General features: G+C 59.7%; 13 protein-coding genes. 7 read left to right on the top strand and 6 right to left on the bottom strand.

Annotated features, from left to right (window positions below; all coding sequences use genetic code 11):
• The first annotated feature begins 161 nt into the window (after window positions 1-161).
• Complete coding sequence (locus tag K290_RS0100610) at window positions 162-1346, top strand: DegT/DnrJ/EryC1/StrS family aminotransferase (protein WP_028750075.1); 1185 nt, start codon at window positions 162-164, stop codon at window positions 1344-1346.
• Window positions 1333-2103, top strand: coding sequence for a 4'-phosphopantetheinyl transferase family protein (locus tag K290_RS33580; protein WP_051263898.1), 771 nt, complete (start codon window positions 1333-1335; stop codon window positions 2101-2103). The genes K290_RS0100610 and K290_RS33580 overlap by 14 nt, the downstream gene beginning before the upstream one ends.
• A 60-nt stretch (window positions 2104-2163) precedes the next feature.
• Here the strand turns inward: K290_RS33580 and K290_RS0100600 are convergent, their stop codons facing one another.
• The 5 genes from K290_RS0100600 to K290_RS33575 all read right to left on the bottom strand — a co-directional run bounded on the left by K290_RS0100600 (window position 2164) and on the right by K290_RS33575 (window position 17485).
• Complete coding sequence (locus K290_RS0100600; protein ID WP_028750074.1) at window positions 2164-3765, bottom strand: glucosamine inositolphosphorylceramide transferase family protein; 1602 nt, start codon at window positions 3763-3765, stop codon at window positions 2164-2166.
• A 48-nt stretch (window positions 3766-3813) separates the two neighbouring features.
• Window positions 3814-6291, bottom strand: a complete 2478-nt coding sequence (locus K290_RS0100595; protein ID WP_028750073.1) for a condensation domain-containing protein — start codon at window positions 6289-6291, stop codon at window positions 3814-3816.
• Entirely contained in the window at window positions 6288-14399 is an 8112-nt protein-coding gene (locus K290_RS0100590; RefSeq protein ID WP_028750072.1) for a hybrid non-ribosomal peptide synthetase/type I polyketide synthase, read from the bottom strand. Before K290_RS0100590 ends, K290_RS0100595 begins: the two co-directional genes overlap by 4 nt.
• Complete coding sequence (locus tag K290_RS0100585; protein WP_028750071.1) at window positions 14396-16306, bottom strand: non-ribosomal peptide synthetase; 1911 nt, start codon at window positions 16304-16306, stop codon at window positions 14396-14398. Before K290_RS0100585 ends, K290_RS0100590 begins: the two co-directional genes overlap by 4 nt.
• Window positions 16307-16642: 336 nt before the next feature.
• Window positions 16643-17485, bottom strand: a complete 843-nt coding sequence (locus K290_RS33575; protein ID WP_081670153.1) for a glycoside hydrolase family 16 protein — start codon at window positions 17483-17485, stop codon at window positions 16643-16645.
• 156 nt (window positions 17486-17641) lie between these two features.
• Between K290_RS33575 and K290_RS33570 the strand changes: the two genes are divergently transcribed.
• The 4 genes from K290_RS33570 to K290_RS0100560 all read left to right on the top strand — a co-directional run bounded on the left by K290_RS33570 (window position 17642) and on the right by K290_RS0100560 (window position 22324).
• A complete protein-coding gene (locus K290_RS33570; RefSeq protein ID WP_065091422.1) occupies window positions 17642-19078 on the top strand; it encodes an O-antigen ligase family protein in 1437 nt (478 codons plus the stop codon).
• Window positions 19075-20337: a polysaccharide pyruvyl transferase family protein gene (locus K290_RS33565; RefSeq protein ID WP_051263897.1), complete on the top strand. Its 1263-nt coding sequence runs from the start codon at window positions 19075-19077 to the stop codon at window positions 20335-20337. Before K290_RS33570 ends, K290_RS33565 begins: the two co-directional genes overlap by 4 nt.
• 232 nt (window positions 20338-20569) lie before the next feature.
• Entirely contained in the window at window positions 20570-21277 is a 708-nt protein-coding gene (locus tag K290_RS0100565) for a Crp/Fnr family transcriptional regulator (RefSeq protein WP_028750070.1), read from the top strand.
• Window positions 21278-21556: 279 nt separating this feature from the next.
• Window positions 21557-22324 (top strand): response regulator transcription factor, encoded by a 768-nt coding sequence (locus K290_RS0100560; RefSeq protein WP_028750069.1) that lies wholly within the window; start codon window positions 21557-21559, stop codon window positions 22322-22324.
• Window positions 22325-22386: 62 nt separating this feature from the next.
• Here the strand turns inward: K290_RS0100560 and K290_RS0100555 are convergent, their stop codons facing one another.
• Window positions 22387-23313 carry a GntR family transcriptional regulator gene (locus K290_RS0100555; RefSeq protein ID WP_028750068.1) on the bottom strand — a complete coding sequence of 309 codons (927 nt, stop codon included), beginning with the start codon at window positions 23311-23313 and terminating at the stop codon, window positions 22387-22389.
• A gap of 241 nt (window positions 23314-23554) precedes the next feature.
• Here K290_RS0100555 and K290_RS0100550 point away from each other — a divergent pair, with 241 nt between their 5' ends.
• Entirely contained in the window at window positions 23555-25060 is a 1506-nt protein-coding gene (locus tag K290_RS0100550) for a UxaA family hydrolase (RefSeq protein WP_028750067.1), read from the top strand.
• Window positions 25061-25064 lie beyond the last annotated feature (4 nt).

Raw genomic sequence — 25064 nt, 5'->3', positions numbered from 1 at the left:
CAATCGTCCAATCGGCATAGACGAGCATATCAACTACCGATTTTGGATAGGTCGCTTCGCTGCGCGTGCGGCCTTTCTGGCCGGAAAGCCATGCTGAAAATGCGGTGAACGGGCGCTAGGCTCAAAGACGAGAGCCGCTGATTTTATCGGGAGCGAAAGATATGGCCAAGGTCGGATTGCGGGAATGGATGGCGCTTGCGCCGGTGTTTGCCTCGGGAAAATTGGCGCGCTACGGCGATGATACCGGCGGTCCCCTCCTGCGGTTCGAGGCCGACTTCTGCGCCAAATTCGGCGTTCAGCACGCGCTGACGATGAGCAGCGGTACCGGGGCACTGATTTCGGCGCTGGTCGCCGCCGGCATCGGCCCCGGCGACGAAGTGCTGGTGCCGGCCTATACCTGGATCGCAACCGCCGCCGCGCCCTTGGCCGCCGGCGCCGTGCCGGTGCTGGTCGACATCGACCAGACACTGACGATGGACCCTGCCGATATCGTCCGCAAAATCACCCCTCAGACGAAGGCAATCATCCCTGTGCACATGTCGAACATGGTCTGCGACATGGACAGCATCATGCAGATCGCCCGCGAGCACGGTCTCATCGTCATCGAGGATGCCTGCCAGGCCGTCGGCCTGAGCTACAAGGACAAGCGGACGGGCACGATCGGCGATCTCGGCGCCTATAGCTTCAACCAATTCAAGAACATGAATATCGGCGAAGGCGGTGCCGTCGTCACCAATGATCCGCAGCTTTTCGCCCGGGCGCGCATGTATCACGACATCGGCTCGCTGTTTCGCGGTCATCTAGACAATGCCAACGAGCCGCCGATGCTCGGCGTGAATTTCAAGGCGAGCCAGATCCAGGGTGCCATGCTGAACGTACAGCTCAAGCGGCTCGATCCGATGATTGAGCGCATGCGCAAGCGCTACGACCTGATGACCGGGATCCTGTCGAAGAGCAACAGGATGCGCATCGGTCCGCACAATGATGTCGCCAATGCCGCTGGCCTGCATGTCATCTTCGAAACGCCTGATGACGCCAGGCAGTTTGCCGAGGAGAACAAGCGCGGCGTCTACCGGCTCTTTGATTCCAGCCGCCATGTCTACACCAATTGGCAGCCGGTGCTGCAGCAGCGCAGCGGGCACCCGGCGATGAACCCCTACAATTGGACCGATCGGAAGATCGAGTATACGCCTGATATGTGCTCACAAACGTTGGATATCCTAAAGCGCACCTGCCGCATCAGTCTCGGCGAGAACTATCCGGCAGCGCTGATGGCCTATCTGGCACGGCGTATGGTTCGCCAAGGGCCGACCGCCAGCGGCAAGCTGTCCTATGCAACGACCTAATTTCGAAGTCATCGGCCCTGACCTCATCGACGTCTGGACCTGGAGCCTCGATGCGCCGCCGTCTTCTGTTGAGGAATTCGCGGCACTGCTATCCGCCGAGGAGCTGGCACGAGCTCAGCGCTTCGTGCGCGAGCGTGACGGACAAAGGTTCATCGTCGGAAGAGGACGGTTGCGGTCGATCCTGGGGCAGTATCTGGGCCTGCCGCCACAGAATGTGCGCTTCGCCTATAACGACTACGGCAAGCCCGCCGTAGCCCTCTCTGGCGGCACCCCATTCCACTTCAATCTCAGCCACAGCGCCGATCTCGCGGCGCTCGCCATCTCAGACCACTATGAACTCGGCATCGATATCGAGGAAATCCGCTTTCTCAAGGAGGATATCGCCGGGCGCTTCTTTTCCCATAAGGAGTGTCTGACCCTGCGGGCCCTGCCGCCGGAGGCCTATCTTGAGGGTTTCTATCGCTGCTGGACGCGCAAGGAGGCCTTCGTCAAGGCGCATGGCGAGGGGCTCTCGCTGGCGCTCGACAGTTTCGACGTGACCTTCGATTGGGCAAACGAACCAAGACTGGAGCGACTGGACGGCGATCCAGAGGCGCCTTTCAACTGGCGGATTCTTGAGGTCGAAACGCCGGTGACGTTCGCCGGCGCCGTCCTCGCTTTGACAAAGGGCCGCCCGGTCAGCCTGCGCTATCGCAGCAATGAGGATGAGACGCCCAAAGCGCATTGCGATCTCCGGGATTCGCGCCAAGCCCTTTAGCTTGTTGATTTTGCGCGTGTCGTTATCGCAAAACCGCTGCGCATTTTTGCGCGACATGCTTTAGATGCTCAATCTCGCATCCATAATATAGCGTCCACCGGCGGCATCGAAATGATGGCAGCCGAGAAGTCCGGTCTTGAAGTCCGGTGTGATCGTGCGGATGCAGCGCTCCCTATAGTCATCGAGCGTGAGTTGCTCGATTTCCATGATGTTCAGCCCGTAGCCATAGATTCCGTAGGCATTGTGCTGGGATGGCCTGTAAATCTTGCCGTCGCGCTCGAAGATGCGGCCGGCATTGCGGGCCACGGTGCTGCCGATGACGACAGGATTGCGCTTGTGTGGCACGACGCGCTTCAGCTCGGGACCGTCGACCTCGAAGATATAGAGTTCGCTGCAGTGATCCTCGTAAGCGTGATGATCCGAGAGATTGGTGAAGAGCCACCATTTGCCGTCGTGACGCATCAGAATGCTGTCGGCGGCCGACTGGCCCTCGAGGGCGGTCGAATAAAGCTCCCATTTGAGCGGAAATTCGGTGCAGCGCCAGATCTCGAGCCGCCCCGACTGATGCGTCTCCGGCATCATGAAGATGTCGTCGCCTTCGCGAAAGACGAACGGATAGGAAAGATGGTGCGGGCGGTCCAGTGCCACGCCGATCCGCTCCACCGTGTCGCCGTTGAAGCGGCCGACGGCGATATGCGCCTTTCGGTCGCCATCGGCATAGGCTTCATAAAACAGGTAGCATTCGCCATCGTGCTGGAAGAGGAATGGGTCGGCCTTGATATCGCCGTTGGTCGGGGGAATTTCGATCGCCTGCTTGGGATCGAAATCATCGATCCGGCCGCGACCGGTGTAAAGCGTCCAGATTGACGATCCAAAACGCAGTTTTGTTTTCAATGCTTTGAGCGACTTTGCTGAGAGATAACCTGATAAAGCTCCCGCATAGCGGATGAGATCGCCGGACGATGGGGCCGATGTCGCCCCGAGGCGCGCCATCGGGGGAGCATCAAGCCTGCGGGTATCTGCCAGACGCGCGAGCTCGCGCATCAGAAGCGTCACGCCCCGCTCTCGCACAAAGGCGGCATTGCGGGCCGCGCTGAACTTGATGTTGAATGATGAGGTGGCAATTTCGGCGACGGGCATTTCGCCGCCACGCTTGGCATAAAGCATCAGCTCCGTCGTCGGCGCATTGGCGATGATGCTGCCGTAGCTGAACCAATCGGTATGTTCCGATCGCTGGTCGGAGAAGTTGAAGGCCCATTCTCCGAAGGGAAGCGCCTGTATCGCATCGTCGGGCAAACCTTCCGGCGTGGTGCGTATGACCAGATCGAGATCGAGACGCTTGAACGATGCGGGTGCGACGGTGCCATTGGTGGTGTTGCGGCCGCCAATGGCTTCGAGATAATCGAGCCGCTGCCGGCCGACATCGAAATGCTTCGGAGTATAGGCAGGCTGCCGGGCCAGAAGTTTGCCTTCCAAACGCGCTCCCAAAGCAAACAAAGGCGATGTCTTCCGGTTGCCGAACGCACGCGGGTGGATGATCAGCGTGACGAGTTCGAAATGCGGATCGGCGACAATCCGGTCGAGGACCATCAGCTCCCAATTTTCGAATCGGTCCTCATGCCCGGCAAGAATACCGATCCTCAAAGGTCTGGTCATATCCATGATCGCGTTTCCTATGCGGTTTCGCCGGATAGTTTTCGAAGCGGCGCCTTAAGCGCCGCCGAACTTCTTGGAGACGACCGATGCCAGTTCGGCCACCGAGTCCTCATGCCAGCCTTTAATGTCGACAACAGTCGTATCTGCCGCCACCGCGTCGCCCCAGCCGAACAGCAGTTTGCGAGCGCGGGGATGATTGGCCTGGCTGCGCAGCAGTATCACAGAAGGATCCTTGTTCTGCACCGGCTTGTAGCTGCGCGCAGCCGCCACCAGCAGATCCGTCACCGCCGCATTGGCCTCTTCGTCAGGTGAATATTGCCCAGCTTTGACGCCGAACATTTTCAGAAGTGCCAGCGAGAAGTTGAACTCCTTGAGGTAGACGATCAACGGCATCCTGCCCGACAATACCTTCTTGGTGAAATAAGCAAGGCGTTTGACGCGCCGCTCCCTGTTCCAGCGCTTTTGCTCCTTTTTCGGCAACGAGGCGAAGTATCCGGGCGCCCATGTGTCAATAATGGCGGTGAAGCTGACATCAGCCCCCTTCTCCCGCAACTGTCTGGTCACCTCCATGGCCAGCGTGCCGTTGACGCAGAGCCCGGCGAGGGCGATAGGTCCGGCGTTGACGTCGATCTGCATGGCGTCGACCGCATAGCGAGCGATGTCTTCGAGACGCAGATCAGCCAGACCCTTTCTGAGATCGGGATTGAACATGTTGATATTATGAACCGATATCGTATCCGGCAATGCGTTTGCCAGGCGGTAAAATAGCAAGGGGTGGTTCAGCGTATAAAGCGAGGCCGGACCTGTGCCGTGTTTGCAGGTGAGCAACTCCCAAGGGTTGACGATCCCGGTGGCGGGCTCCTGCGTCTTCGGCGCATCGAAGATTGCAGCGGCAAAACCTTCGAGCGTCGGCTCCTTGAACAAAAGTTCGAGCGTCGGTTTGACGTTGAATTTATCCCGCACTGCCGATAGCAGCCGCAGCGCCAGCAGGGAATGACCGCCAAGCGCGAAGAAATCATCCTGCGGCCGTACCTGCGGAACCTGGAGAATGTCCTGCCAGAGGGCCGCGAGCGCCGCCGTCTTCTTCGCCACCGGCGTATCGGTCAAAGCATGGCTTGCGGAAAGTTCGGCCGCCGCGTCCTTGGCGGCAGCGATCGCCTGCCGTTCGGGCACGGTCAGCGAAGACAATAACGCCTCGGGATGGTCGAGGGCGATCTCGTAGGCCTTCTGCCATAGCTGCAATAGGCTTTCGATCGTGCGTGCGTCGAAGAGATCGGCGTTATATTCGATCGACATGCGCCAGCCCGTCGGCCGCCCGATCATGATGAAACTCAGATCGTAAATGACGCCTGGCGATTGCGAGGGTGAGCTGATCAGCTCGAAGCCGCCATAGCGGTGATCCTCCAAAAATGCCTTTTGCAGATTGAAGTTCACGGAGATCAGCGGATTGCGCGAGGGATCGCGGACCGGGTTGATCAGCTCCACAAGCTTGTTGAACGGCATGCGCTGGTGGTTCAGCGCCCCCTCCACCGTCTCGCTGACCGAATGGATATGCTGCGCGAACGAGATGTCGGAAGAGAAATTGAAGCGTAGTACGAGGTTGTTGATGAAGACGCCGATTAGGTCTTCGAGATCGGAATGTTCGCGGCCTGCGACCTGCGAACCGAACATCACGGTCTGAGCGTTCGTCAGCCGATGCAGCATGGCGCTGATGATGGCAGCGCCATAGCTATATTGCGAAACGCGGTGAGCGCGCGCAGCGGCGTCCATGCGCTCGCTGAAGGCGAGAGGCTGCGCGATGGAGAGAATATTGCCGTGATTGGTCTTCACGCGGCCGCGGGGATGATCCGGTGTGACTTCGAAGTAAGGCGCACCGGTGAGTTTTTCCTTCCAGAAGGTCTTTTCCGTCTCGAAACCGTAGCTCTGCAGATATTCCTGCTGCCAAAGGGCATAGTCGCCATATTGCAGGGGCAATTCCGGCAGCACCGGCTGCCGGCCAGCATCGATTGCGGCGGCGATTTCTCCGACTTCGCGTCCGAGCACGCGGATCGACCAACCGTCGAAGCAGCTCTGATGGGCGGTGATGAGGAGAACCCCGCGGTCATTTTCGGCCATCAGCAAGGAGACGCGAAAGAGCCCGGGCTTGCTAAGGTCGAAAGGAGCCTGCGCCGTCTCCTCGCCGATCGACATAATTCTTGCCTGACGCTGATCGGCCGCCATGCTGCGCAGGTCGATCACCGACATTTTGAAATCGATCCTGTCGACCGCCTGCTGATAGGGGCGGCCCTCCCTTTCGATGAACCGCGTCCGCAGGATCTCGTGACGCTGGATCACCTTGCGAAAGGCCTGCTCGATGGTGGCGGCTTTGAATGCACCGCGAATTTCCCAGCGAACCGCAACATTGAGGGCTGGATTGCCGGGGAGCAACTGGTCGAGAATCCAGCAGCGCAATTGCGTCTGCGTGCAGGGAAACTCGCCGATGATCTCCAGATCGGCAACGTGGCCTACGGGGCTGTTTTCAACAGTACTCATATTGCCCTCTCCAATCCGCGGCGTGCGCCGTTACGGAAATCTCTCAATGATGGAACGTGGTATTGAGCCGGATCAGCCTTGATCTCGCCTTGGCTGTCGGCGAAGGCCGCCAGCTCGGCCACCGACGGATGACGCAGCAGATGCTTCGCCTCCAGCGGCAGGCCGGTATCAAGCATGCGGGCGGCGATGCGGAAGATGGTCAGCGAGTCGGCACCCAGCGCGTAGAGATTGTCGTCAACGCTGATCTCGCCGAGGTTCAACACCTCCTGCCAGATCGTCAGCAACCGCCGCTCCGTCTCCGTCTTGGGTTCGACCTTGACGGTTACAGCCTCGCGCTGCGGCACGCCGCGCAACTGCAGGGTCTTGCGGTCGAGCTTGCCGTTGGCGGTCTGCGGCAGCTCGCTTTCTGTTACCCAGAAGCTCGGCACCATATGGCCAGGCAGATTGGCCTTGGCATACGCCGCGAGATTGGCTGGCGAAAGTTCGGTGCCGCTGACGGTGGGTATGACATAGCAGACCAGAGAGCGGTCACCCTTCTGGTTTTCCGCCGCAACGACGGCGCATTGGCGAATGCCTTCGGCTTTGGAAACGACGGCTTCGATGTCACCGAGTTCGATGCGGAAACCGCGAAGCTTGATCTGCTGGTCGCGCCGGCCGAGCAGTTGCAGCGAACCGTCGGCCAGACGCCGGCCGACATCGCCCGTCTTGTAGAGCCGCTTCGGCCTGCCGGTAGCGAAGCAGAACGGCACGAAGGCTTTCTCGGTCAGGTCAAGCCGGTCGAAATAACCGTTCGCCAGGCCGTCGCCGCCGATATGCAGTTCGCCGGTCACGCCGATCGGCGCGATGCGGTTGTTCTGGTCGAGGATATAGAGCTGGGTATTGGCGATCGGGTGGCCGATGGTGATCGGCTGATCCGCATCGGTGATCCGCTGCAACGAAGACCAGATCGTCGTCTCGGTCGGGCCATACATGTTCCAGAGTTCACCCCCGATTGTCAGCAGCGATTTCGCCAGCTCCTTCGGCAACGGTTCGCCGCCGCAAAGCATTTTCAGGTTCGGCCGTTCCTTGAGGCCAGCCTCCGTCAACATCTGCCAGAGCGTCGGAGTTGCCTGCAGCACCGTGGCATTGTGCTCGTTGACCAATTTCACCAGCGCGAAACCGTCCTGTACCTGCGTGCGGCTGGCGATGACGACCTTTCCGCCCGATATCAGTGGCAGGTATATTTCCAGCCCGGCAATATCGAAGGAGATGGTCGTCACGGCAATCAGCGTGTCGCTGGCGGTGAATCCCGGCTCCTTCGCCATGGAGAGGAGGAAGTTCGTCAGCGCCCGATGGGACACTTCGACGCCTTTCGGCATACCGGTCGAGCCCGAGGTAAAGATGATGTAGGCCGGAGCGGTGGTGTCGGTCGGCAGGCTCTTCAGGGTAGCCCCCGTCATCGAGCCGATCGCCTTGGCGTCCTTGTCGATACGGATGACGGGCGTGCCCGAGGCTGCAAGCCTTGCCATTTCGTCGCTGTCGCAGATCACGCCGCCAACGCGAGCGACATCCAGCGTTTGACGCAACCGCGGCTCAGGATGGGCCGGGTCCATCGGCACATAGGTGTGCCCGGACTTCATGATGGCCATGAGAGCAACGATCATTTCCAGCGAGCGCTCGACGAGAAGCGCGATGCGCTCGCCGGGTTCGGGGATCGCCATCTGCAGATAGAGGGCGAGCTGGTTGGAGCGGGTTTCAAGTTCACCGTAGGTGATGGTGTGGCCGTCATGTTCGGCGGCGACAGCATTCGGGTTTTCGGCTGCCTTGCGGGCGAAGAGCGAGAAGGCAAACTCGTCATGATTATAGTCCATCGCCGTGTGATTCAGGCTGTCGATCAGCCAGGATTTCTCGTCCGCTGTCAGCAGCGACAGGTCGGAGACCTTGTGATCCATATCCTTCGCCAGTGTTGCAGCCAGCGTCGCGAAATGGCCGATCCAGCGCTCGATGGTAGCGCGGTCGAAGACGTCGGCATTGTAGTCGACGTCGATGCGAATATGATCCGTTGCCTCGATCATGTTGAAGAACATATCGAAGTTGGAGAAGGCCTTCGCATTCGGCTCGATCGTGGGCTTGAGGTTGCCGAAGGCGGAGCCACCGGCCATCCGCTCGAGATTGAACTGAATCTCGGTGAGTGGCAGGCGCCGTGAGTCGCGCTTGATGCCGAGTTTGCGCACCAGCGTGCCGTAGGTGTAGTCCTGATGCTCGAACGCCTGGAACACCAACTGCTGCGTTGCCTTCAGGTGCGTCACGAAGGATTCCGCCTGCGTCACGGTCTGGCGCAGCGGCAGCAGATTGACGCAGTGGCCGACAAGAATCTGGTCGCCGATCAGGCTCTGCCCGGCCGACGGGATGGCGATGACGATGTCATCCTGGCCGGAAAGCCTGGAGATTGTCACCTGCAGGGTGGCAAGTAGGGTGGAGAACAGCGTCGCACCCGATTTTGCCCCTGCCTTCTTCAGCGTCTTGTAGACCTCTTCGCCGATGAAGCCGGTGCAGGTTCCCCCGGCAAAGCTGCGATATTCCGGGCGCGGCCGGTCAAGCGGCACTTCCGGCAGATCGGGAACCGTCTTGAATTGATCGAGCCAGAATTGTTCCGTTGCACCTGATTTCTCCGGCTTCGGCGCGAAGTCGGTCGAATAGGTGGCGAAGGACAGAGCCGGTTCGAAGCTCGGCGTGTCGCCCTGTTGATAGGCGGCATAGGCGGTCGACAACTCGTCCACGAAGACGTTGATCGACCAGCCGTCGCAGACAATGTGGTGACCGGTGAAGACGAAAACATGCTTGTCGTCACTAAGCTTCACGATGCTGGCCCGAGCCAGAGGACCGTTTACCAGGTCGAAGGGTGTCAGCGCCTCGTCTTCGACGATCTGCCGCAGATCTGCTTCGCTGGCGCCGTCGATTAGCGGCAGGTCGAGCTTGAAATCCGGAATGAAGTGGAAGAACTGGCCGCCACGGTCAAAACGGATGTGGAAGGCGTCGTGGCGGTCAACGACCGTGTCGACGGCTTTGCGGAACGCTTTCTCGTCGAAAGCGCCTTCGAGCTTCAATGAAAAGGACTCATTGAAAGAGCACGAGGCCTCGTCGCCGGCCTGCGCCGCCAGCCAGATTTCCGTCTGCGCCTCGGTCAGCGGTGCGGATTGAGGCCGCGGAGCGCGCGCTACGACGGGCACCTTCGTTTCGACGGCTGGGATTGACCTATCTTCGGCAGGCGCGAGAATGCCTACCGACTGCAGGGCATCTAGACTGTCGCGGAAGGCCTTGGCAATCGTCTGGAAATTCTCTTCGCTATGGGCCGTTGTCAGGAAGCATGGATAGCCTTCCTGGATGTGGACGCCGTTCAGGCGCATCTGAGCGTAGAACAACGACCCCAGCGAATCCTGGCTGCTGAAGTCGGCGGCGAACCAGCTCTTATAGCCGTGAACGACATCGGCGATGCCCCGTTTAGCAAGCTCCGCCTTCATCTCGGCGACCAGCGCCTGGGTTCGTTCGGCGACTCGTCCATAAAGTTCCGCACCCTCGCCCTTAATGTGATGCAGGACGGCATTTGCCGCGGCGAGCACCAGCGGGTGGCGCACGAATGTGCCGGCAAAAAAAGTCGGGGCGGTCATGGGAACGGAGTCATCGCCATAATTCCAATGGCCGCCGTCGAGAGCATCCATGAAACGCGCGCTTCCAACCAGAACTCCGATCGGCATGCCGCCGCCGACAACTTTGCCATAAGTCGCCATATCGCCCTTGATGCCCCAAATCGCCTGCATGCCGCCGGGATCGACGCGGAAACCGGTGACGACTTCATCGAAGACCAGGGCAAATTCAGACTTGGTGGCGACATCACGCAGTTCACGAACAAATTCGATCGGCTGCAATTCGGGATGGCGGCTCTGGATAGGTTCAATGATAACGGCCGCAATCTCATCGGCATTGTTGCGGATGAAGTCGAGGCTTTCCGGTGCGCCGTAGCGCAGCACCGTCATGTTGGATACCGACGCCATCGGAATGCCGGACGCGATCGGCAAGGCGATCGGCCTGTCAGCTCGGTTGCGGCCTTTGACCAGTACTTCGTCGAACTGGCCGTGATAGTCATTGGCGAAGACCACGATGCGGTCACGGCCGGTAACTGCGCGGGCAAGACGCATGGCGGCCATGACGGCTTCCGAGCCGGTGTTGCAGAAGGTAACCCGCTCATGGCCGGTCACCTCGGCGATCATGCCCGCGACATCGCCGGCAAGCGGCGTCTGCGGGCCGATGGCGAAGCCGATATCGGCCTGCGCCTTGATCGCCTCGATGACGAAATCCGGGGCGTGACCGAATGCAGTCTGCCCGAAGCCATTGACCAGATCGACGTATTTGTTGCCGTCGACATCCCAGATGTGTGCGCCTTTGGAATGATCGCAGACGATCGGGAAGACCATTTCCTTCCAGTCGGCGCGGAAGCCGGAGGCCGTGCGCGGGTCTGCGAGCCAATGGCGATTGTCCTTGGTGAAGGCCTTGGACTTGGCATTTTTCGCTTCATACGCGGCAGTCAGGTCGGCGATGAAGGCGCGTTTCGCGTTGGATATTTCCGGCGCGAGGCTCTTTGCGCCGGGGCGATAGAGCTTGATGCGTTCCGTGCCGAATTCGGTTTCCGCTGCCTCCGTCGCCGGCTTGGCGGCTGCTGCAATGACAGGCGCGGGAGTGGCCACGACCGCCGGTACCGATTGCGGGGCGGCCGCTATTGCAGCAGCGGGCGGGACAAGCGCCGTGCCGCCCTGCAGGATCAGCAACTGCTGGGCAAACAAGGACTGCGCCAACTGGATCTGCGATTGCAGCACGGCAGCCAAATCGGGCGAAGCGCCTGATACCATCGGCATCGGGGCGACTGGAAGCGCCATCGGAATTGCGACCGGGGACGGTGCCGTGGCAACGGGCGCGGCAGAAGCGACAACCGGCGCCACCGGCGGTGCAGCGGCTGGCTTCACTGCATCCGGCGGCATCTGCTGGTCAAGATGCAGAGCCAGATCGGCGACGGAGGGAATGTTGCTGAGCAGCTCGCGGAAGGAGAGTTTGACCTTGTATTCCTTCTCGATGCGCTGCGCGAACTGGCCTACGAACAGCGAGTCGAAACCGAGTTCGAGGAAAGTCACGGCCCGCTCGGTAACCCCCAACGTCTCCCCTGACATTTCGCTGAGCAAGGTCAACAGGGATGTTTCAAGTGTGAGGACGCGATCGGAAAGGGAAAGTGGTGTTACGACGTTCATGGCGTTGTTCTCATCGACAAGGTTGACATCGGCTGCGAAAGAGGCAGCGGGCTCAGGAATTTCAGTGGGCAGAGCCGGTTGGCTCGACGCACGGCGGGAGGATTGCGGCGCGTCGATCCAGTGGCGCTGGCGCTGGAACGGATAGGTCGGCAGAGCGAGGCGATGCTGGGCGCTGGCAGGCAGAGCCGGCCATTCCAGCGGGTAGCCGGCCATCCAGAGTTTGCCATGTGCTTCCGCCAGGGTCTCGGAAGCGGCAAAGGCACGATCATGCTCGGGCAAGGACTGCACGACGGCGGCAAGGGCGTCGCGGGCAATCGTCTGTGCGGCAAAGACTGAGAGCGTTCGACCGGGACCGACTTCCAGAAGCACCGGTTTCCGGCCACGGCAGAGCGTCATCAGACCATCGGCGAAATGAACCGCATCGCGGCAATGGCTCGCCCAATAGTCCGGCGAAGTTCCACGTTCACCGGTCTGCCAGTCGCCGGTGACGCAGGAAATATACGGCACGGTGGCCGTGCCGTAGGTAGTCTTCGCCGTCTCTTCACGCAGGGCAATGACGGCGTCATCCATCATCGCTGAATGGAAGGCATGCGAGGTATGCAGCCGGCTGAAGGCGATGCCGGCGGATTCGAGAATGGTGCAGACCGTATCGATATCCTCGAATGGCCCGGAGATAACGGAGAGTTTCGGCGCATTGATCGCGGCGATTTCGACCTTGCCGCGCAGATGCATCGCGACGGTTTCGGCATCGGCGCGAACGGACACCATTGCACCGTGCGGCTGGTTCTGCATCAGCCGCCCGCGATTGGCGACCAGCCGTAAGCCGTCTTCGAAGGAGATGACATTGGCAAGCGTTGCGGCGACGAATTCGCCGACGCTATGGCCGATCATCGCATAGGGCTTGACGCCGCGGCTCAACCATAGCCGCGCCAGCGCATATTCGACGAGATAGAGGCAGGGCTGGGCGATGCGCGTTTCGCGCTGCTCGTCGGCCATTGACTGCGTGACCGGGCCGGTGTGGCAGATGTAATCGCGCAGATCGACGCCGAGCGTCATCTTCAGGATCTCGGCGCCACGATCGATCCAGCGGGCGAATTCCGGCTCCGAGTTGTAGAGACCGGCGCCCATGCCGGGGTATTGAGCGCCCTGCCCCGGAAACATGAAGGCGACCGGGGGTTGATCCGCAGCAACGAGCGACTGGTAGCGCTCCGCCCCAAGGCGATCGATCACTTCCTCCACGGTGCTGGCGGCGATGGCAAGGCGATGATTGAACTCACGCCGGCCGGCCTGCAGCGTGTGCGCCAATTGCGCCAAAGGCAGCCCAGGATTGTTGGCAAGATGGTCGGCGAGATTGGTCCGCATCGCTGACAGGGCGGCAGGATTGGATGCCGAAAGAGGCAGAAGATATGGCTCATCCTGCTCATCCGCGGGCTCGGCGCGACGCACCGGCGCTTCCTCGACGATAACGTGAATGTTCGTACCGCCGACGCCGAATGCACTGACACCGGCGCGGCGCGGCCCGTCCGTTTCAGGCCAGTCGATCATTTCGGTCGGAATGTAAAAGGGGCTGCGATCAAGATCGATGCGTGGGTTCGGCTTTTCGTAGTTGGGCATCGGCGGGATCTTCGCCCTGCCCAATGCCAGTGCCGTCTTGATGAGGCCGGTAACGCCGGCGGCGGCGTCGGTATGACCGATATTGCCTTTCACTGATCCCAGGGCACAACTTGCCGGCCCCGGCGGATCTTCCGAGAAAGCACCCTTGAGGCCGCTGAATTCGATGGGATCGCCGAGCGGCGTCGCGGTGCCGTGGCATTCGACATAGCCGATTGTCGCGGGCGAGACGGCGGCATTCGCAAAGGCTGCCGAAATCGCTTCTGCCTGGCCCTCGACGCTGGGAGCGACGAAGCCGATCTTGTCGGAACCATCATTGTTGACGCCGTAGCCGCGGATGACCGCATAGATATGGTCGCCATCCCGGATTGCATCCTCCTGGCGCTTCAGAAGGACGACGCCGGCGCCGCTGGCGAAGACCGTCCCGGCGGCGTTCGCGTCGAAGGGACGGCAGGTGCCATCCGGCGAGGCCATGCCGCCTTCCTGATAGATGTAGCCGCGCCTTTGCGGAATGGTGATCGAGACACCGCCGGCAAGCGCCATATCGCAGCTATAGGTGAGGAGGTTCTGGCAGGCCTGTGATACGGCGAGCAGCGAGGTCGAGCAGGCCGATTGTACTGTGAAGGCGGGACCACGCAGATTGAATTTATAGGCGATTCGTGTGGCAAGCGTGTCGTTGAGCGCGCCGACAAGCTGTTGGAAACAGCCGATCTGATAGTTGGAGGTGAATTCCTCCGCCTTGGCGCGATCGCCGAGAACGTTGTTGATGAGATAAGTCGGCATCGAGGAGCCGGCGAAGACGCCGATCATTCCCGGGTAGCGCTGCGGATCATAGCCGCCATTTTCGAGCGCTTCCCAGCAGATTTCGAGGAAGACCCTATGCTGCGGATCGGTCAGCGCCGCCTCGCGCGGATACATGCCGAAGAAATCGGCATCGAACATCTCGACATCGCGAAGATGCGGGCGGGCCGGAACAAAATTCGGCTGCGCGCGCTCCTCATCGGTAAAGGCATCTTCGAGTTCTTCCGGCGAGAATTGCGAGAAGGCATTGCGCCCCTCGCAAATCATTTGCCAAAGCGCCTCTACCGAAGGCGCTCCCGGGAAGCGACCGGACATGCCGATGATTGCGATACCGCCCGAATCCTGATTGTCCCAATCCTGATTGCTATCGAAATCACTCTCATCGCCATTGGCATGACCGGTGTCGAAATCTTTCGTCATGAAGAACTCCTGCGGAATTGGGACATGGTCTTTCTCTGGAGAGCGGCACGCTGGGCGGCGGCGATCGCCCGCGGCGAACCCGAAGCCTTGCCGTCGACGTAGCGCGCCAGTTCGCGGATGGTCGGGTGCTTGAACAAGGCAACGACGTCGACGGAGCGTTCGAGCTCGGACTCAAGGCCCGCATGGATTTCCATGAGCTGAAGCGAGGTTCCGCCGAGGTCGAAGAAGTTTCTGTCGAGATCGATCTTGGCCGTGCCCAGCGCATCCTGCCAAAGCCTTGTCAGAAGTGTCTCCGTCTGGCTCTTGGCGACAGCGTCCGGTGCGATCTCGATCTGCTCCATCGGCGGCGGCTGAAGCTTCGAGCGGTCGACCTTGCCGGCCGGCGTCAGCGGGAATGCATCGACGACCACTGCGGCACTCGGGATCATGTAGGCTGGAAGTGCTGCCCGCAGCCCCGCCATGACGCTCGGCACGAAATCGGGACCTGCGCTCCCCTGACGAGGGCACAGGTAGGCGACAATGCGCTTCAGTGTCGGGCTTTGGACGTGGCAGAGGACGATACCGTCGGCAAGGCGCGGATCGCGTCTCAGCGTCGCTTCGATTTCATCGAGTTCGATGCGCTTGCCGTTGATCTTGACCTGCCGGTCGCGGCGTCCCTTGAAGGCCACCATGCCGTCCGCATGCAGAACGGCAAGATCGCCCGTCAGATAGTACCGCTTTTGGCCGCCGTTGGTGCTGATCGTCACGAATTTCTCGCCGGTCATTTCCGGGCGTTTGAAATAGCCGATGGCCAGTCCGTCGCCCGTTATTGCCAACTGCCCCTCGGTTCCGTGCGGAACCTCCCGCAATTCCTCGTCGAGAACGGCAATGCCGGTATGGGCGATTGCCCTGCCGATCGGCAATTCCGGCTCGGAAAAGTTCGCAGGCACTTCGAAGGCCGTGGCAAAAACCGTCGTTTCGGTCGGTCCATAGGCGTTCGTGAGCTTGCAGCCGGGATGACGGTCGAGGAAGCGGCGCGCATGAACCGCCGATCCGACATCGCCGCCGAACAGGACATGCCGAAGCTTCGGCAGATCGCCGTCGGCGTGGTCGGCAAACACGTTGAAGAGCCCCGTCGTCAGGAACATGATGCTGATGCCGGCTTCGCGTATCAGGTTGCTGAGCCGAGCGACGGAGAAGCTCGTGTCCGGCATGCCGACAAGCATGGAGCCGTTGAGCAACGCGCCCCAGATCTCGAGGGTCGCCGCGTCAAAGGCGATCGTTGCGGTATGAAGGACCACATCATCCGGTTGGAAATCGACATAGGTCTGATCGAGGACGACTCGGGCGATGCTGCGATGCGCGATTGCGGTGCCTTTCGGCCGGCCGGTCGAACCGGAGGTGTACATGACATAGGCCAGATCGTCGCCGCCGATCTTGACGGAAGGCCTCGGCTGCGGTGGGCTGATCGTCATTTCCGCGATGATCGCGCTGGCCTCGATAACCCGGCCGCGCATGCTGGGAACAACGCTGATCTTATCGCCATAGGCCGAATCGACGAAGACCACCTTCGGCTCGCATTCGCCGATGACATAGTCGAGATGTTCGATCGGAAAGGCGGGATCGAGCGGAAGGTAGGCGCCGCCGGCCTTGAGAATGGCAAGCTTGCAGACGATGGCGTTGAGACTACGCGGCAGGAACAGGCCGACGATGTCAGCCCTGCGGATACCGAGCTTTACGAGGTAGGCCGCCAATGCGTCGGAAAGCCGATCAAGCTCGCGGTAGTTGAGAGCCGTATCCCCGAAAACGACAGCCGTCGCGTGCGGCGCAGCCTGGGCCTGTTCACGCACCATGTCGTGAAGGCAGCGGTCTCGGTCGTAGTGCATGGCTACGGCAAAATTGGTTTTCTCTTCATCGTAATCGATCATCGCTGTGCTCCGGGCTACGTTTGCTGCCTGCGACGGCACGACATCTGTGCCTCATCGTCGTCAGCAGAATTTCACGCTGTCGGAAAATCACCAGTTGATCATTGGGATGACTGCCGTCCTCAACGAAAGTCTTAAGCCTTAGCCGACGTAGACATTTCGTCGGAAGAGACCGCCAGGGCAGCCCCGATCTGGCCAAAAGCATTACGAACAAAGGAATCCCAGCGCGTCGCAGGCGAAAAATCCCCCGCGTCCCAAAGAAGAAGGTGTCATTCTGCGCTTATGAAGGAATGCAGGCCAAGAGTGTCGCTGCAGGCACGAGGCCTTATCGTCAGGCGCCTATTTGAACTGATAGGCCCTGACATAGTCGACGAACATAAAGCACGGATCCGGCGCCACCATTTTGGTGACGCTGTCGACGATGCCGAGATTCAAAAGAATATACATCGGCTGACGATGTTCCGGCAGGACTTTGGTCTTCCAAACGAATTTGCCGTCGAAATACATGCGGATGAAATCCGTATCGATTTTTACGCCGTAAGTGTGCAGGTCCGTTGGGCTTGCCGTTTCGAAGACGTTGATGCGCGAAAAATCGGAATCGTGTTTGCCGCCGCGATGCCAGACATGCACGGTGGCGGAATAGGCGCCCGGCTTGTCGCCATAATATTCCATGGCGTCGATTTCGGCGGTGGATTTCGAGCGGTCCTTACCGATCAGCCAGAAGGCCGGCCAGACGCCGGGGCCGTCCGGCAACCGGGCGCGCATTTCGAAATAGCCGTATTGCTGCGAAAAGCCGTTGCCCTTCGCATCGACCGAAGCGAGCAGACCCGAGCGCCACTCGCCCTTGCCGTCGCGTGCCGCCGTGATGCGCAACATGCCGTCTTCGGTCTTGAAGGGGAAATCACCCTTGGGGTCGGTAAAGCGCGCACCGCCGAAATCGCCGTTCCAGGGCGTGTGCGCGATCCAGCGGGTGCCCGGCCCCCAGGGTGAGACGCTGAGACTATCGAAGTTATCCTCGAAGGTCAGCGTCATCTTGCTGGTGTCGAGCGTGTCCCCCGTGTCGCCCGCTTGCGCAGCCGCGCCGCTGCCGAGCAGCGCAAGCGTCGCGCCGAAGCCGGCGCAGAGAAACCCGCGGCGGCCGACCGACCATAATGGTCCATGTTTGAACGAGGTGTGATCCATACTCTGACGCTACCGCGGCAACGTCTATCCGGTACAGAACCCATTTCGGTTTATGCAGTACCCCAAAGGGCTTAAGCGTGGCGGAAATACAAGCCAGCCAGCGCCATGATAGTTTTCGCTCTGGTGAAATAGACCATATTTCGGAGCGGACGGCTTATGAATTTCATGGGTGCACTCACGTTTGTCGTCGGCATGGCCATGCTGGCCGCGCCCGTTCGATGGTCGTTTACCGTCATGATCCTATCCACCGTGTTCGGTGCCGCGGCTGCCTTCAGCGTGCCGGGCCTTGGCGGCGCATCGGTGCTGGTGCCGAGCCTTTTCTTGCTGTTCTTCGCAATACGCCTGTTCCTGGCCTACGGCGAAGGGCCGCTCTTTGCCGCCCTGGCGCCGCCGCGCCCCGGTTTCTGCCTTCTGGTGCTGACCATCTTCGGCCTCGCAACCGCGCTCTTCTTCCCGCGTCTGTTTCAGGGCATGACGGAGACGATGACCGTCGAGCGGTCGGTCGGCGGTCGCAACTTCATTTCGCTGGTGCCGTTGAAGTTCTCGTCGAACAACATCACTCAATCCGTCTATGCGGTCGGTGGCCTCGTCTGCTTCGCAACCACTTTCGCCTTCATCCGGAAAGGCGGCACACCCACCAATTTGATCAACGGAATGCTGGTGGTCGCCAGCGTCAATCTCGGCTTCGCCCTTGCAGACATTATTACTTACTTCAGCCACACGGAATTCCTTCTCGGTTTCGTGCGAACCGCCAACTACGCGCTGCTGACCAACGCCGAAAAAGGCGGATTGAAGCGGATTTCCGGGACATTTCCGGAAGCGTCGGCCTTTGCCGATTTCACGCTGGTACTCTTTGCGATGATCGCAAGCCTTTGGCTCAGCGGCGTCCGATCCCGCGCCACCGGCATCGTAGCCGCCCTGCTTCTGGTGGCGCTGATCCTTTCGACATCGGCGACGGCGCTCGTCGGTCTCGGCGTGGTCTTGCCGGTCCTTTGTCTGCAATCCTTCCTGGCCTCGCGCAGTGAGCCGGGCTCCGGGCGTCCTGTCATGATCGTCGCCATCATGGCTGCAATGCCGCTTGTCATTCTCTTCGTCTTGATCGCCATGCCCGATCTTGCCAGCGGCTTGCACGACTTTCTCGACGAGATGCTGTTCTCGAAGGCCGACAGCCAGTCCGGGCGCGAACGCTTCATGTGGAATTCCATGGCCTACCAGACGTTTATCGACACGCAGGGCTTCGGCGCTGGATTGGGCAGCGCGCGCGCTTCGAGCTTCGGCCTCGTGCTGCTGTCCAATCTTGGCATCCCTGGCACGCTGATCTTTGCGCTCTTCGTGCTGCTGATTCTGAAAGCCGATACACGACCCGGGCGTCTGCCGCTCCGGGAGGCGGCGGCCGTCGCCAGGGCCGCCAAGGCCGGATTCATCACCGTGCTGGTGTCCGCGGCCACGTCAGGTACCGTCTATGATCTCGGATTGATGTTCTACATTCTCGCAGGCAGCGTCTCTGCTCTCACTGTTCCATCTCCGGTTCGCGTGAACGACGCGCCGGCGGCGCGCATGCGGCAAATCGGTGTTGTGGGGAGAATGCAGTGAAGATCGTCGTATTCAATGTCAAATACAGCGAAAATCTCGGAGACGGTCTCCTGGCGCGGTGCGTCGAGGCAGGCCTCACCAAAGATGCGGGCCACATAGAGGTGGAGACGATCGATCTCGCCGGACGGGAAGGTTTCGGCATGGGCGGAAGCAGCGGCCGGCGTCAGCAGGCGTTGAAGGTGCTGCACCGGCTGCCCCCCTTCGCACGACGCTGGGCGGTCGCCCATGTCCTCGGGCGCACGCTGCGGAAATTGAGGGGCCAATGGGATGCCAAGATCGCTGCCGCGGATGCAGTGGTGATTGGCGGCGGCAATCTTTTTCAGGACGACGATCTGAACTTTCCCTTGAAAGTCGGCACGGTGCTTGACTGCGTCCGGCGCCATAATCGGCCCTTGGCGATCTATGCCGTCGGCGTGAGCAGTCATTGGTCCGCGCCGGCGTCGCGCCTCTTCGAACGACTGAAGCAGACCAATTGCGTGCACCTCTCGGTGCGTGACAGCTTTGCCCAAGACAGTTGGCGCCAGCACTTTCCTGACGGACCGGAAGCGAAGATCGTTCACGACCCGGGATTGCTGACCCGCGCGCTCGACAGCGATGATCCCGACTCGGTGCCGTCGAGGCAGCCAACCGTCGGCCTCTGCGTGACCGAGCCTGTTATCCTGCAGCGACACGCCAGTCAGAAGGCCTCCGCCATTCCGCTGCAGGACATTGCAGAATATCGGGATCTCATTCGACTGCTGGTCCAGGATGGATACCGCATCAGCTTGTTCTGCAACGGTGCCAGCGAGGACCAGATATTCGCCCAGCGAATAATGGATGAGGCCTCGATGCAGCGTCTCGCTAAATCCGGTGCGCTGCAACTCGCTCCGCGCCCGCGCGTGCCGGAAGAGCTGATCCGCATACTCAGATCGACCGATGTCATTCTCGCTCACAGGCTGCATGCGTGCATTGCCGCCTATTCCCTGGGGATTCCCCATGTCGGCCTGGGCTGGGACAAAAAGGTCGAGGGGTTCTTCCGCTCGGTTGGCCGGCAATCCTATTTCGCCAACGGCAGCGGAACGTCGGTGTCCGATATTGCCGGATTGTTAAAGGCGGCTCATTCGGAAGGAATCGAATCATTTCGCCATCGGGTGATCCTCGCCGAGGCTGAAGCGGGAATTGTCGATATGCGTCGGAATCTCACCCAGAGGGATCAGAATAATGTCGCCGAAATGTCATCCGTAATACGAAAGGATCAGCGTGCGGCAGCCACGAATTAATACCAAGAAATTCCGGGGTAATTACCATGTATAATGACCGATGCTAGACAATTTAATCACATGGCAATCAAATTAATCGCCGCACGATTTCAAAAAGAATCCACATAAGCAATATAGACTACGAGCCACATCGAAGGTTGCGTGCTATATACTTGCCATACGTAACGTGATATACCTTCCAGGACAGGTTAATTGTGACCGTCCCGATATGGTATGTGGTTCGGGGGCATGTATGACAACGCAAGTTTCCATAGGGCGTCTGCAGGCTTTGAGTCCTGATCTGTATCGTCAGAAGTCGGAGCTGACGGGCGGCATTCCACGCACATATGCTCCCGGTGAAACCATCTACGACTATGACGGCGATACCCCCCGTCTTCTTTTTCTCGTCAGCGGATGGGCCGTTTCCAGCAAGATGCTGCCGAACGGTACGCGCATCGTGGTCGAGTTTGCCCTGCGCGGCGACATGATCTCCACGCCTTCCGTGGAAATGGCGCGCGAGACGGTACAGGCTCTCTCCAAAGTCACCGTCATGGAATTCCCTGATTTCACCTCACATGCGAGCCTGGACGTTTCTTCGCGGCTTTATCGCATCGTGCTCACGGAGATGATGCGGCGGCAGGCACGCATGTCCGAGCGACTTGCCAATATCGGCCGCCGCGATGCGCTGGAGCGCACCGGTCACCTGCTGCTCGAGCTGGCCACGAGGCTGGGTCCGTCTCGCCTAAAACCTAATTTCGACGGTTTCGAATGCCCGCTCACTCAAGCCGATATCGGCGATGCGGTCGGTCTGTCGACGGTACATATCAACCGCGTCCTCAGGGATATGAGAGTGGGTGGCCTTTTGGCGTTCCGCAATGGCATCGTCGAATTTCTGGACCGCCATAAGCTCGCAGAACTCGTCGACTTCGATGAAACCTATTTCGCGCCCCATATGATTTAAAGTGCGGCGCGAGCGCACTCATGTTGTTTCAAGTTGATAACAATCGTGCGGCGAATATTTTTAGAGTTTATTAACTTATGTTAATGTCCACATAAATAGAATCAGCGATTATCCTTCTTGTGATCAGGTGAACTACATTTCAAGGACAGGGGGAATGCTATGAGTCAACACGAGATTTATCAGTTTGGTTCGGTGTATCTACTCAGTTACTTTGAAATAATACCTATTCATATGAATTCTGAAGAATAGAGGCCACGTGTGGAGTAAGGAGTCACGGCCATGGACAGGCAGTCTTTAGCGAATGAGAAATTTGGGACAGAAACTGCAACCCGTCTTATTTCAGTCCGCGCATCGGATTCATTGCGGGCTTTCAGCGCGGCAGGCGCGGTCAGCACCGACGAATGCGAGGACTATCTTCTGCTAATCGATGCACGCGCCCTGGACAGAGAATGCCTGTCCCGAAGCCTTACCGAGTATGACGAGAACATGAATATCGTCACCGTCGGATCATTCGAGGAATGGCAGAAACGCCGCATGCAGAACGAACCCTCTGCAATTCTTTTCATGATCGGCGGACGCAAGGTTTCCGATGCCGACGTCTGCGAAAAAATCTCCGCCCTTGCGGAGAAATTCAAGGCGAGCCCTGTCATCGTCGGGGCTGAAAGCGATGAACTTGCGCAGCTTCTCAAAGCGCTGGAATGCGGCGCTCGCGGTTACATTCCGACCAGCGTCGGCATCAATGTCGCCGCCGAAGCCGTAGCCCTCGCCCGTGCAGGCGGCGTGTTCGTGCCGGCCAGCAGCATTCTCGCCGCCAAGGAGGTCATCGCCTCCGTAACCAGCGGAACACGCTGCGCCGACAGTCTCTTTACGCCCCGTGAAGTTGTCGTTGCCGAAGCTCTTCGCCGCGGCAAGGCTAACAAGATTATCGCCTATGAAATGGACCTTTGCGAAAGCACGGTCAAAGTCCACATCCGCAATATCATGAAGAAACTGAATGCGACGAACCGAACGGAAGTCGCCTATAAGATCAGGGAATTCGTGAGATAATATGAGCTTTGAATTAGCAAGCTTCGCCGGTGCCGTTAAACGCGGCGCTGGCGAAATGCGTTTTAACTCCGAATATTCAGAACGCTTGAACTTGTAGCCTCGCTTGCATTTTGCGGAATAGATTGCAAAAGCGTCTGTCTTGCCGAGGCAAGATGCGTACGGCAAGCCCTGTCGATCCGCTCCGGATCGCGGGATTGCAATGCCTCGATATAGTCGAGATGTTCGACGATGGCGCGCGAATTGCGCTCGCGAGCGAAAGCCTTGTTCCACTGATAATGATAGTGAAAGACGATAGCGATCGCGTCGTAGAAATCGGCAATGAAGCGGTTATTCGACGCGCGATGGATGAGAAGGTGGAAGCGCTCGTCGAGTTGCGAGAAATCACGATAACGCTCGTCGAAATCGTCCTGCAAGTCGTAATGCTCCTGCTGGATCGCCGCCAGATCGGCCCAAGCCGAATGTCCTGCCGGCAAGCGCCCGAACTCGGCGGCCGAATGCAGTTCGAACATTTCGCGCACCTCGGCGAGCTCCAGAGCGAATTCGCTGGTAAAACCCTTCAGGATCCAGTGACTGTTCGGCCGCTTTTCGATCAAACCGAAACGGCTGAAACGGATGAGGAATTCGCGCACGACCGACGTTCCCGTACCGATTTCGCGCGCCAGTTCCAGCTCGTTGATCTGCATGCCGGGCTGCGCTTCGTCGGAAAGGATGCGCAGCATGAAGCTGCGCTCGATGATGTCATGCAGCGAATTGGTCTCTTCCTCCGGAAAGAAATCGGCTTCGGTCGGCTGCCGCAGCACAGTTTTTTGCCGCTTGTTCCAGCGGATAATGCCAGCGTCACTTAGACGCAGCAGAATGGCCCGCGCCGTGCTGCGGCTGATGCCGAGCTCGGCAGCGATTTCAGGTTCGGTCGGCAAGGCGGCGTCCGGCCTCAAGCCGGCGACGTAGCGATTGTACGCGTCCTTAAAAAGCGTGTTTTGTCTCGCCATTTCCCCCTCTCTCGTAGTCCGCAGCTCTGCGTCGGCGGCGATATCCGAGCCATGCCCGAACGGCGGTTGAACTCGCCGGATGCGCCGCGATCCCGCCCACACCTGTCGCCTGCGACCTCCTCCCAGATTGGTGAACGATTTCCTCGTTGACACCAAAATGTTTATTGTAGATAAAAAACAAAATCAATCGGCGATGGCCCTCTAGCGAATGCCGAAAACAAGATTGTTCAGGGAGAGAACGTTGAACAGCCAACCTTGGATCCTTCTGTCGGAAGGCGACAACGTCGCGGTGGCGACGGCGGCGATTTCGGCTGGAACGGCGGTCGCCGACGGGATTTCGACGCGGGACAAGATCGATGCCGGCCATAAATTCGCTATTCGCGACATTGCCACGGGCATGCCTGTCGTGAAATACGGCCAGGCGATTGGCCGCACGACGGCCGAGGTCAAGGCCGGCGATCATGTGCACAGCCATAACCTGCACTTCGAAAACGATCGCCTCGCGGCGACCGCCAATGCGGCGCCGGAGGTAGCAACAGAGGCCGACAAGGCTCGCACGTTCATGGGCTTTCGCCGTGCCGACGGCCGGGCGGCAACGCGCAACTATATCGGCATCATTGCCAGCGTGAACTGTTCCACCACGGTTTGCCGCGCCATTGCGGAAGAGGCAAACCGGACACTCCTGCCGCATTATGACGGCATCGACGGTTTCGTGCCGATCGTCCATGACCAGGGCTGCGGCATGAGTTCGACCGGTGACGGCATGCAGACGCTGCATCGCACGCTTGCCGGCTATACCCGTCATGTGAATTTCGGCGGCGTGCTGATGATCGGCCTCGGCTGCGAGGTCAATCAGCTCACGCTTTATGGCCAGAGTGGCGCCGGCGCCAGCAAACGGCACTTCAACATTCAGGATGCCGGCGGTTCGCGCCGCGCCGTGGCGCTTGCCATGGGTGTCCTGAAGGAGATCGCCGAGGAAGTGGGACAGGCCCGCCGCGAGCCGATCCCGATCAGCGAAATCATTGTCGGCCTGCAATGCGGCGGTTCCGATGGTTTCTCCGGCATCACCGCCAATCCGGCGCTGGGGGCCGCAGCCGACCTGCTGGCGGCTGCCGGCGGCACGGTGATCCTGTCGGAAACCTCGGAAATCTATGGCGCCGAGCATTTGCTGCGCAGCCGTGCGGTCAATGACGCGGTCGCGGCCAAGCTCGACGCAAAAATCGAGTGGTGGGAAAAATATGTCGCCCTGCATGGCGCCTCGCTCGACAACAATCCCTCGCCCGGCAACAAGCGCGGCGGGCTTACGACCATTCTGGAAAAATCATTGGGCGCCGTTGCCAAGGGCGGGCGCTCGCCGCTGACTGCTGTCTACAGCTACGCCGAACGGGTAACGGACCACGGCCTCGTCTTTATGGATACGCCCGGTTATGATCCAGTTTCGGCAACCGGCCAGGTGGCGGGCGGCGCGAATATGATCGCCTTTACGACCGGCCGCGGCAGTTGTTTCGGCTCTCGCCCGGCGCCTTCGTTCAAGCTGTCGAGCAACTCGGCGCTCTACCGATCTATGGAGGAGGACATGGATATCGATTGCGGTACCATTGTCACCGGCGAGGCGACGATATCGGGCAAGGGCCGCGAGATATTCGAACTGATCATCGAGATCGCATCCGGCAAGAAGACGAAAAGCGAAGTCTTCGGCTATGGCGACAACGAATTCGTGCCCTGGCATCTCGGCGCGACGCTTTAGATAA

The sequence above is a fragment of the Rhizobium leucaenae USDA 9039 genome (genome assembly GCF_000426285.1).
Lineage (GTDB): Bacteria > Pseudomonadota > Alphaproteobacteria > Rhizobiales > Rhizobiaceae > Rhizobium > Rhizobium leucaenae.
The sequence above is the reverse complement of the archived record's forward strand: the minus strand, read 5'-3'. Positions and strand labels throughout refer to the sequence as shown.

Bases quoted from the DNA above. Each gene is read 5' to 3' on its own strand.
- K290_RS33570 (WP_065091422.1), top strand. From the start codon at position 17,642: ATGAATTTCATGGGTGCACTCACGTTTGTCGTCGGCATGGCCATGCTG.
- K290_RS0100565 (WP_028750070.1), top strand. From the start codon at position 20,570: ATGACAACGCAAGTTTCCATAGGGCGTCTGCAGGCTTTGAGTCCTGAT.
- K290_RS0100560 (WP_028750069.1), top strand. From the start codon at position 21,557: ATGGACAGGCAGTCTTTAGCGAATGAGAAATTTGGGACAGAAACTGCA.
- K290_RS0100600 (WP_028750074.1), bottom strand. From the start codon at position 3,765: ATGGATATGACCAGACCTTTGAGGATCGGTATTCTTGCCGGGCATGAG.
- K290_RS0100585 (WP_028750071.1), bottom strand. From the start codon at position 16,306: ATGATCGATTACGATGAAGAGAAAACCAATTTTGCCGTAGCCATGCAC.
- K290_RS0100590 (WP_028750072.1), bottom strand. From the start codon at position 14,399: ATGACGAAAGATTTCGACACCGGTCATGCCAATGGCGATGAGAGTGAT.
- K290_RS0100610 (WP_028750075.1), top strand. From the start codon at position 162: ATGGCCAAGGTCGGATTGCGGGAATGGATGGCGCTTGCGCCGGTGTTT.
- K290_RS0100595 (WP_028750073.1), bottom strand. From the start codon at position 6,291: ATGAGTACTGTTGAAAACAGCCCCGTAGGCCACGTTGCCGATCTGGAG.
- K290_RS33580 (WP_051263898.1), top strand. From the start codon at position 1,333: ATGCAACGACCTAATTTCGAAGTCATCGGCCCTGACCTCATCGACGTC.
- K290_RS33575 (WP_081670153.1), bottom strand. From the start codon at position 17,485: ATGGATCACACCTCGTTCAAACATGGACCATTATGGTCGGTCGGCCGC.
- K290_RS0100555 (WP_028750068.1), bottom strand. From the start codon at position 23,313: ATGGCGAGACAAAACACGCTTTTTAAGGACGCGTACAATCGCTACGTC.